7 protein-coding genes and 2 pseudogenes are annotated in these 7,825 nt (G+C 70.9%); 6 read left to right on the top strand and 3 right to left on the bottom strand.

What is annotated here, in order from left to right:
- Nucleotides 1–596 (top strand): annotated as a pseudogene (locus Vau01_RS50170) (xylosidase); the annotation flags it as partial.
- Nucleotides 597–631: 35 nt separating this feature from the next.
- Complete coding sequence (locus tag Vau01_RS64040) at nucleotides 632–1,930, top strand: hypothetical protein (RefSeq protein ID WP_239152597.1); 1,299 nt, start codon at nucleotides 632–634, stop codon at nucleotides 1,928–1,930.
- A 4-nt stretch (nucleotides 1,931–1,934) separates the two neighbouring features.
- Here the strand turns inward: Vau01_RS64040 and Vau01_RS50160 are convergent, their stop codons facing one another.
- On the bottom strand, nucleotides 1,935–2,435 hold the full coding sequence (locus tag Vau01_RS50160) for a pyridoxamine 5'-phosphate oxidase family protein (RefSeq protein WP_204008242.1): 501 nt from the start codon (nucleotides 2,433–2,435) through the stop codon (nucleotides 1,935–1,937).
- Between the two features lie 159 nt (nucleotides 2,436–2,594).
- Between Vau01_RS50160 and Vau01_RS50155 the strand changes: the two genes are divergently transcribed.
- On the top strand, nucleotides 2,595–3,569 hold the full coding sequence (locus Vau01_RS50155) for an AraC family transcriptional regulator (RefSeq protein WP_204008240.1): 975 nt from the start codon (nucleotides 2,595–2,597) through the stop codon (nucleotides 3,567–3,569).
- On the opposite strand, the gene Vau01_RS50150 is transcribed toward Vau01_RS50155, so the two are convergent.
- Entirely contained in the window at nucleotides 3,566–4,390 is an 825-nt protein-coding gene (locus Vau01_RS50150; protein WP_204008250.1) for a siderophore-interacting protein, read from the bottom strand. The two genes, Vau01_RS50155 and Vau01_RS50150, sit on opposite strands and share 4 nt — an antisense overlap.
- Nucleotides 4,391–4,467: 77 nt before the next feature.
- Between Vau01_RS50150 and Vau01_RS50145 the strand changes: the two are divergent.
- From Vau01_RS50145 to Vau01_RS50135, 3 genes and pseudogenes are all read left to right on the top strand, one after another.
- Nucleotides 4,468–5,134, top strand: a pseudogene (locus tag Vau01_RS50145) (metallophosphoesterase family protein).
- A 35-nt stretch (nucleotides 5,135–5,169) separates the two neighbouring features.
- Complete coding sequence (locus Vau01_RS50140) at nucleotides 5,170–5,352, top strand: antitoxin (protein ID WP_204008238.1); 183 nt, start codon at nucleotides 5,170–5,172, stop codon at nucleotides 5,350–5,352.
- 80 nt (nucleotides 5,353–5,432) lie between these two features.
- Entirely contained in the window at nucleotides 5,433–6,725 is a 1,293-nt protein-coding gene (locus Vau01_RS50135; RefSeq protein WP_204008236.1) for a TerD family protein, read from the top strand.
- Here the strand turns inward: Vau01_RS50135 and Vau01_RS50130 are convergent.
- Nucleotides 6,713–7,810, bottom strand: coding sequence for a pyridoxal phosphate-dependent aminotransferase (locus Vau01_RS50130; protein WP_239152595.1), 1,098 nt, complete (start codon nucleotides 7,808–7,810; stop codon nucleotides 6,713–6,715). The two genes, Vau01_RS50135 and Vau01_RS50130, sit on opposite strands and share 13 nt — an antisense overlap.
- Nucleotides 7,811–7,825 lie beyond the last annotated feature (15 nt).

Raw genomic sequence — 7,825 nt, 5'->3', positions numbered from 1 at the left:
AGTGGTACATGGTCTACCACAACGCGAACGCGCCCGGCGGCGGCAACTTCCGCCGCTCGGTGGCCGTCGACCAGATGTTCTTCAACGCCGACGGCACGATCCAGCGCGTCACCCAGACGACCACCGGCCCGCCGCCGAACCCCGGCACCGGCAACCCGGGTGGCCCCGGCACCAACCACGCGCTCACCGCGTCGCGCAGCACCTCCTACGTGTCGTCGTGGGAGAACCTGGCCGCGATCAACGACAACGTGACGCCGACGAGCTCGGCCGACCGCGCCGCGCCGGTGTACGGCAACTGGCCGCAGCAGGGCACGCAGTGGGTGCAGTACGACTGGGCGAGCCCGGTACCGCTGAGCCGGGCGAGCGTCTACTGGTTCGACGACAACCAGGGCATCGACCTGCCGGCGTCGTGCCAGGTGCAGTACTGGACCGGCAGCGCCTGGGCCGCCCCACCCGGCGCCACCTCCTGCGGCGTCGCCGCGAACACGTTCAACACGGTGACCTTCACCCCCGTCACCACGACCCGGTTGCGGCTGAACATCACGTCGCGCAGCGGGTTCTCCACCGGCGTGCTGGAACTGCGCGCCATTCAGTAGACGCCTCCCCGCCACCACCCCCAGAAAGGAAACGCATGAGACTGGCCCGAAGACTCACCGCCCTGGTCGGGTTGCAGGTGCTCCTGCTCGGCGTGCCGATCGTCACGGCGATGCCGGCGAAGGCCGCGCCCGGCCAGAGCGACAACCTGTCGCGGTCCGCCACCGCGACCGCCTCCTACACGTCCGCGTGGGAGGCCGTCGCCGCCGTGAACGACGGCATCGACCCGCCGTCGTCGAACGACACGGTCAACCGGCGCTGGGGCACCTGGCCGAACACCGGTGAACAGTGGGTGCTGCTCACGTGGTCGTCCGCGCAGAACCTGCGCTCGGCCGACGTGTACTTCTTCGACGACAACGGCGGCGTGCGGTTGCCGGCGTCGTGGCGGCTGCAGTACTGGAATGGATCGTCCTATGTGGACGTGGCCGGCGTCACCGGGTACCCGACGGTCGTCAACCAGTACAACGCGGTGAACTTCACGCAGGTGAGCACGACCCGGCTGCGGATCGTGCTGCAGAGCGGCGCCGCCTCGGTGGGCCTGCTCGAACTGCGCTCGTACTCGTCGGCGATCGGCGGCGGCAATCCCGGTACCCCCAGCGGATGGAACCCGCCGTCGAACCTGGTGCAGCCGCTGAACGAGGTCTGGGCCCACCAGGAGTCGACCTACGGGAACCTGTACGGGTTCCGGAACTACGGCTGGGACCAGGTCTTCGCCAACGGCGGCTACATCAACTACTGCGTGCGCTGGGACTCCAGCGCGCCGGTGAGCGCCGCGCTCCGCGACAACATCCACGCCGCCCTGCAGCGGCAGTTCAAGAAGTGGATGGACCTCATGGTCGGCCACAACAACTGGCCGTACACCGATGTTCCGGTCAAGGTCGTCGGCTGGGCCGTGCGCGACCGCAACACTCTACAGTGGACGGACAACTCGGTCGACGTCTACGTCAACAACATCCGGGAGAACGCACCGCAGTGCGCCGAGCCCTGCGGCCGGTTCTTCAACCAGAGCGGCCAGTACCCGAACTGCCCCGGCGGACCGTCGCACCACTACGACATGTCGTTGTGGCTCACGTCGGGCTTCGGCGGCGGCGCCGGCGGCGACTGGGGCCAGCGCGTGGGTAGCGAGTACTTCACGGGCAACCTCAACGCCGCGAACATGCACATCTACCTTCACGAGGTCGGCCATACGTTCGGGCTGGACGATTTCTACGACTGGACGCCCACCGGGCAGTGCTGCTTCCTCATGAAGGCCGGCAGCGCGGCGCAGATCACCGATTTCGACGCGTGGATGTTCCGGGACTGGTGGCGGCACCTCAAGAGCCGCTACGGCAGGTAGCTCCTCAGCCAGGGCCCCCGGCACCGTTGCCGTACACCGGCACCGGCTGCCGGGGGTCCTTGCCGAAGTTCTCCTCGTCGTAGAGGACCCAGTCGGTGACCTCGATCCGGTAGACGCGGTGGTGCGCCTCGCCGCGCTCCATGCGTCCCGGATCGATCGCGTTCGCGGTGGCCGGCCAGCGGCCCGCGTAGACCTCGATCTCCGCGTCGATGCCCGTGGTGGGAAGCTCCACGGCGCGCCCGATGAACTGCACGCCGCGCGCGGCCGTGCTGCCCGGGTCGTCGAGATCGATCGCGAGCACCGCGCCGGCGACCCGCGGATCGCGGCGCAGGTTCTCGCAGTGCGCCCGGCCGGGCCGGGAGATGAAGTACAACCGGTCGGGCTCGAAGCTCGACGCGAACCAGAGGTTGCACACGACGGGTGCGCCGTCGGGGCCGAGCGTGGCCAGTTGCAGAGCCTTGCCGGCCCGTACCTCGTCCTCCAGCAACGCCCGTGCGTCCACCATGCGGCGCTCCCACCTGCTTTCCTGACCGAACGTCAACGGACTCTCACCGAAACGCGAGCCTATCGTCGCGACGCGGGTCGTCGATAGAGGTGAGCGACGATCACTTCCGAGTGACGACCCGCTCCCGCTCCGTAAGGAATGGCGAGTAGCCTCTGTGCGATGGAGGCCCTCGACCGCCACGGCGTCTTCCGGATCACCACCTCCGACGTCGACGAGGCGCGGGGCGCCATCGCCACGCACTTCTACTCGACGTTCCTCGACGTCGTGGGTCCCGCCGACGCGCTGGCGGCGCACTTCGACGTGGTCAGGTCGGGGCCCGTCACGATCGGCGACCTGCGGTTCGGCGTCGACGTCGTCATGCGGTTCGGCGAGCTGGGGTCGTACCACGTCGACGTGCCGCTCACCGGGGAGCTCGCCTGGCAGCAGGCCCGGCGGCCGGCGGTCGCCACCCCTGCCCGGGCCGGGGTGTTCCAGCCCGTGGGCGACACGACCCTGGACCGCTGGGCCGCCGACTGCCGGCTGCTGGCGGTCAAGATCGAGCGGACGGCGTTGGAGTCGCAGCTGGAGAGCCTGCTCGACGCGCCGGTGCACACGCCCGTGACGCTCGACAGCGAGTTCGACACGACGTCGGGCGCCGGGCTCAGCTGGGGCCGCCTGGTCCGGCTGCTCGTCGCCGAGGCGAGCGAGCCCGACGGTCTGCTGCAGAGCGCCGGACCGGCCGAGCACCTGCAGCAGAGCATCATCGCCGGGCTGCTGGCGCTGGCCTCCCCCCGGTACCGGGAGACCGCCGGGTACGGCATGCGCGGGTGGACGCCCCGCACGGTCAAGCGGGTCCTCGACGCGATGCACGACGCTCCGGCGTCACCGTTCACGATGGCGGCGCTGGCCGCCACCGCCGGTGTCAGCGCCCGCGCGCTGCAGGAGGCCTTCCGCCGGCACGTCGGCATGCCGCCGATGACGTACCTGCGCAACCTGCGGCTGGCCCAGGCGCACCGGGCGCTCGGCGCGGCCGGCTCGGACGCGGTGACCGTCGCCCAGATCGCCCACGACTCCGGTTTCGTGCACCTCGGCCGGTTCGCGGCCGCCTACCGCACCCGGTACGGCGTGTCGCCGTCACACACCCTGCGGGGCTAGGACGCGTCCTGCTCGCGCTCGACGCTCTGGTTCCACTCCCGCTTGGTCGACTGCCAGCGGTCCTCGTCGTGGCCGAGCCGCCAGTAACCGGAGATCGACTGGCCGGCGCGCGGCACCCCGCGGTCGATGAACAGCAGGCGCCGCAGGTCCTTCACGAACGTCGCCTCGCCGTGCACGAACACGTGCACCCGGCCGGCCGGGAACTCGAACTCCGTGACGGCCGGCACCAGCAACTCACCGGGCTTCCGGTCGCCCCGGTGCAGCCACCGCAGCTCGACGTCGCCGGGCGAGTCGACCTTCTGCTCCTCCGCCGGGTCACTGACCTCGACGAACGCGTACGCCTTCGCCCCCGGCGCGAGCCGCTCCAACGACGCCGCGATCGCCGGCAGCGCGCTCTCGTCGCCCGCCAGCAGGTGCCAGTCGGCGGTGGGGTCGGGCAGGTAGGCTCCGCCGGGCCCGGAGAACCGCACCGGATCACCCGGCCGCGCCCGCATCGCCCACGGCCCGGCCAGGCCCTCGTCGCCGTGGGTCACGAGGTCGATGGTCAGTTCGGCGTTGGCCGGATCCCACCGCCGCACCGTGTAGGTCCGCGTGGTCGGCCACGACTCGCGCGGCAACGTCTCGCGGATCACGCCGAGGTCGAACGGCTCGGGGTACGTGACGCCCGACGGGGCGAAGAGCAGCTTGACGTACTCGTCGCTGAACGCTCCGGCGGCCAGCCCGTCGAGCTCCGGGCCCCCGAACACGATCCGGACCATGTGCGGCGTCACCTGCTCGACGGTCCGCACGTGGCCGGTGATCGCCCGCGGCCGGCGGCGCACTGGAGCCTCAGTCATACGTTGACCTCTTCGTTCGACGATGGCTTGCCTGTTCTGTCCTACCCACACCCGGTCCGATCATGACAGCCCCCGGGCATTCCAGTCTCAAAGTTAGGCTACCCTCACAATCTCGTCCCCCCAACTTCCGACCTCGGCGCGCATTTCGGGAGAGAAAGTTCGGGCTCAGCGAACCTTTGTCTCCCAGATCCGGCTTCCACACCGGTGACACTGGGCGTGTGCGACTCGTCGTGATGGCGGATACCCATGTGCCTCAGCGTGCCCGTGACCTACCCGCCGAGGTGTGGGCGGCGGTCGACACCGCCGACGTGGTGGTGCACGCCGGCGACTGGGTCGACGTGACCCTGCTCGACGCGCTCGAAGCCCGGGCCGCGCGGGTGCTGGCCTGCTACGGCAACAAACGACGGCCCGCCACTGCGGGCGCGGCTGCCCGAGGTCGCTCGCGCCGATCTCGGCGGCGTGCGGTTCGCGGTGGTCCACGAGACGGGACCGGCGACGGGACGCGAGACGCGCTGCGCCGACCGGTTCCCGGACACCGACGTGCTGGTGTTCGGGCACTCCCACATCCCGTGGGACACCGTCGCACCGGGCGGGTTGCGGCTGCTCAACCCCGGCTCGCCCACCGACCGGCGGCGCCAGCCGTACTGCACGTACCTCACGGCCACCGCCACCGGCGGGCGGCTCGTCGACGTCACCCTGCACAGGCTTATCCGGCGCGGGACGGGGTAGGCGGATCGGAGCACCGATCAGAGAGGAGCCGACCAGTGAACGACTTCTTGAACCGCGCCAAGGACTTCGCCGATCAGCACGACGAGCAGGTCGACAAGGGCCTCGACCGGGCCGGTGAGGAAGCCGACAAGCGCACCGGTGGCAAGTATGACGAGCATATCGACAAGGGTGTCGACTTCGCCCAGCAGCGTACCGGCGAGGGCGACACGCAGCAGTGACCGTTCTCCCCTGACGGAGGCGTCCGCCGCCTCGAGCGGCGGGCGCCTCCTACTCTGTCAGGGGAGCGGGGGAGGCCACCGTGTCGCAGCGCTTCGTCAAGGGTCAGAAGAGCAAGCTGTCGGCGTTGACGCCGGGTACCGACCTCTACGTCGGCGTCCACGTGGACGCTCCCGGGGCGACCTGGGACATCTCCTGCTTCGGGCTCGACGCGTCCGGCCGGTTGTCCGACGACCGGTACTTCGTGTTCTTCAACCAACCGGAGTCGCCGGAGGGCGCGCTGCGCAAGCTCGGCCCGCAGCAGGGCGACACCGACTCGTTCCGGGTGCTGCTCGACAAGGTGCCGGCCACGATCGGCCGGCTGGCGTTCTGCGCGGCGATCGACGCCGAGGGTACCGCCCAGGGCATCCGTTCCGGACATCTCCGGCTGGTGGTGGACGGTGTGGAGGTCGCCCGCTACGCGTTCGCCGGCGAGGAGTTCGGCGCCGAGCGGGCCGTCATCGTCGCCGACCTGTACCGCAAGGACGGCTGGCGGTTCGGCGCGGTCGGGCAGGGATTCGCCGGGGGCCTGGCCGACCTGATCCGCAGCTTCGGCGGCACCGTCGACGACGAACCCGCCCCGCCAGCGCCGGGCCAACCGGCCGGCGCACCGCAACAGGCGCCGGCACCGCCCGGCCAGCAAGCCGGCCAGCAAGCCGGCCAGCAACCCGGCCCGCAAGCCGGTGCCGCTGCCACCCTCAGCGGCTTCCACGAAGTAGACAAACCCGGCGAGCGGTGGGTCAAGCAGAACTCCTACCTCGTGCGCGTCACGCTCGGGCCCGACTGCCACGCCCGGCGCGGCTCCATGGTCGCCTACCAGGGGAACGTGAAGTTCGAGTACAAGGGCTCGGGCGGCCTGCGGTCGCTGTTCGAAGGGGCGGTCACCGGCCAGCAGCTGCGACTCATGACGTGCAAGGGCCAAGGGGACGTCTTCCTCGCCGAGGACGCCACCAACCTCCACCTGCTTCGGCTCGACGGGCAGACGCTCTGCGTCAACGCCAACAACGTCCTCGCCTTCGACGCCACCCTGCAGACGGCGTTGCGGCGGATCGAGAGTCCGGCGATCCCCGGCGGTGGCATGTTCCACCTGGAGGTCGGGGGGCAGGGCACCGTCGTGGTGATGACGCGGGGGACGCCGGTGACGCTGCCGGTGCGGGGGCCGACCTACGCCGACATGAACGCCCTGGTTGCCTGGACGGCCGGAATGCGGGTGTCGGCCAGCACCCAGCTTCGCATCTCCCGGCAGGCGTACGCCGGCGGCCCGGCCGAGGGCATCGCCCTCCAGTTCATGGCGATGGGCGACCACTTCATCGTCGTGCAGCCCTACGAGGTCTGAGCGAGGGCGTCGGCCACCCGGGCGAGGCCTTCGGCGAACTCGTCGGGTGGCAGGTGACCGAAGCCGACGCGGACGACGTCGTCGGTCTCGCCGAACCACGACCCGCGACCGACCCGCGTCTCGCGCTCCGCCAGCGCGGCGTGGAAGCGTTCCGGTGCGGCGGAGCGCAACCGCAGCGACGCCAGCGCGCCGCCGTCGGGGGGCAGCAGGTCCACCGGTTGGTCCGACGCCCACCGCGACAGCGTGTCCAGCGCCGAGGTGAGATAGGACCGGCGGGACGCGAGGAACTCGTCCTGCCGGCGCAGCACCTCGACGGCGAGCAGCTCGTCGATCGTCGAGCCGCACACGGCCGTGTTGAACTTCACCCGCCGCACGGCCTCGTAGAACGTGGGGTCGGTGCTCGTCAGCCAGCCGACCCGGAGCCCGGCCGCGCCGTGCGACTTCGACAACGACGACGTCGTCACCACGCGCGGGTGCAGCCCGGCCATCGACGCCGGGATCTTGGCGTCGCCGAACACGGTCTGGCGGTACGTCTCGTCGAGCATCAGCATCGCGTCGGGTGCGCGCTCGTCGATCACGGCGAGCAGGTCGCGCACCTCCGCCTCGGTGAACCGGATCCCGGACGGGTTCTGCGGCGAGGCCAGCGACACCAGCCGCGTGCGGGGCGTGAGGGCGTCGGCGAAAGCGGAAAGTGACAGGCGGTACCCGTCCGAAAAGGAAAGCCCGACCCCGACGACGCGCAGCCCGACCGCGGCCGGGACCGTACGCGCCGGCGGGAAGCACGGCGTGGCGAGCACCGCGTCGCCCTCGCCGACGGCGAACGCGGTGTAGAACATCGCGTTCGCGCCGCCCGCGGTGACGAGCACCTGGTCGGGGTCGACGCCGACCTCGGCCGCGATGGCCGCGCGCAGGTCCGGATCGCCGGTCGAGGCGCGGTATCCGGCGGTGATCCCGGCGAGGCGTTGCTGCACGGCCGGGGTGAGTACCGCGCCGAGCGGCAACGGCGGCGGGGTGCTCTCGCCGAGGTCGAAACGCAAGGGGACGTCGGTGAGCTCGCTCATCGGAGCCGGCGGGAATCGGGTCACTCCCCCATCCTGTGC

It is taken from the genome of Virgisporangium aurantiacum (assembly GCF_016863635.1).
GTDB classification, from domain to species: Bacteria; Actinomycetota; Actinomycetes; order Mycobacteriales; family Micromonosporaceae; genus Virgisporangium; species Virgisporangium aurantiacum.
This window is presented reverse-complemented; position numbering and strand designations above follow the sequence as displayed.